Below are 1,397 nucleotides of genomic sequence, written 5' to 3' on the forward strand. Positions count from 1 at the left end.
GGCGGTGGTATCAGATCGGTAGCGGCTGCCCCGGATGCGAAAAAAGCCGCACCCATGCCCGCGATCCATTTAAGCTACCATGCGTCATTCATGTTCATTTGGCGTCTCCTTGAACCCGCAATAATTTCAGCAATAACCGTTGCAAAGAAGACCGGTAGGCTGCGCGTGGCGGCGGCATGTTGATCGAGATCAAGCGTGGTCGGGAAAAGCCGGTTTATCGGGCGGAGAAGCCAATTTGTCACATGACGGTCCATTCGTCCTGTCGCTGCGATTTGGCCACTTTGAAGTAGAGATAGCTGGTCGAGGCAGCCTCAATGACCGCTGTTGCGGGCGACCGCTGTGCGCCCCCATGGCGGACATTGAGGCGGGCTGAGCGAAAGACTAAAAGCAGACCCCGCTTGATGGAGATTTCCGTTAGCTAGCCCGACACAGTGCGGAAAAGTCTGATAGCTGCGCCAGCGCAGGTGTGAAAACGGCAGTAGTAGGGCAGGCAAGCATAGAGGGCGCATCATGGTCTCGTCGCGCTTGAGGTCAACGAACGCCACTTCGAGCTGGTATTGCCGTATAGCGGCAACGTGTTCTGACGGATAATCTACGGCATCTTCGAGTGCGAGCCATTCCTCTTCCAAGTACACCTCTACGCCTATCGACGGCGCGGAAGAGAAGTCTTCGACGGGTCGTGACGGTATATTTTGAAGGCGGCTCAGATTGCCCAGCCTTGACGTCAGGTGTTGCCGAGCCTGAGACCATTCCGTCTCCAACCCGGCAATTTGCTTCTCCAGCTCAAGCCTCCGTCGCCGTCGATTGCCGACGTCGAGGTCCAGCAAGAATTCCATGACTCGCCTTCTGCTTCATCGCACTGCTGGATTTCGTTCCCCGGCTCTTCCGGCGCGTAGCATTGATAGAGACAACCATCTGTCGTAAAAAATTCTAAGCCCGCGTCTCCTCCGACCCTGTCCGGCACAATTTGCACGTTCTGTGCGCCATGACGCAGTTGGACTAGAAGGTGCGCGCGGCGTTGCCACGACTTACCGTCCCAATTTCTTTGATACGTTTGGTCAACGGGCCCGCCTTCAAAGGGCTGCTGATGGACTTTCTGGTTCAAGCTTTTCCCCGAGCGATTGCCAGTTTTCAGCATGGAAGCCCCGACCGTTATACTAGAGCCGAAATTCTAGTATAACGGGCTCCCAGCGATCGATCAACGAGTTCGATGTCCTGAGCAATTGGGAAACGATCGAGGCCGACCCTGCTCTGGATCTCATCGGCAACCTCACGGAAGCCGGATTTCTACAGGCAAAGACGGTTAAGTCGATCGGGCCCACCACGAGGAAGCCTCCATATCCTAGTGGACTGATCGAGACAAAAGAGTCCGTTTTTGATTCCCATCGCTCGTCGAA

At 55.5% G+C, this 1,397-nt stretch carries 2 protein-coding genes; one reads left to right on the forward strand and one right to left on the reverse strand.

Features of this window, described 5'->3' with window-relative positions; translation table 11 throughout:
• Positions 1-183, forward strand: a 183-nt coding sequence (locus ILFOPFJJ_RS34885; protein ID WP_210267726.1) for a hypothetical protein, incomplete at its 5' end; no start/stop codon positions are given.
• A 128-nt stretch (positions 184-311) separates the two neighbouring features.
• Here ILFOPFJJ_RS34885 and ILFOPFJJ_RS34575 read toward each other — a convergent pair.
• Positions 312-836 (reverse strand): hypothetical protein, encoded by a 525-nt coding sequence (locus tag ILFOPFJJ_RS34575; RefSeq protein ID WP_173514867.1) that lies wholly within the window; start codon positions 834-836, stop codon positions 312-314.
• Positions 837-1,397 lie beyond the last annotated feature (561 nt).

Source organism: Sinorhizobium psoraleae (assembly GCF_013283645.1).
Lineage (GTDB): Bacteria > Pseudomonadota > Alphaproteobacteria > Rhizobiales > Rhizobiaceae > Sinorhizobium > Sinorhizobium psoraleae.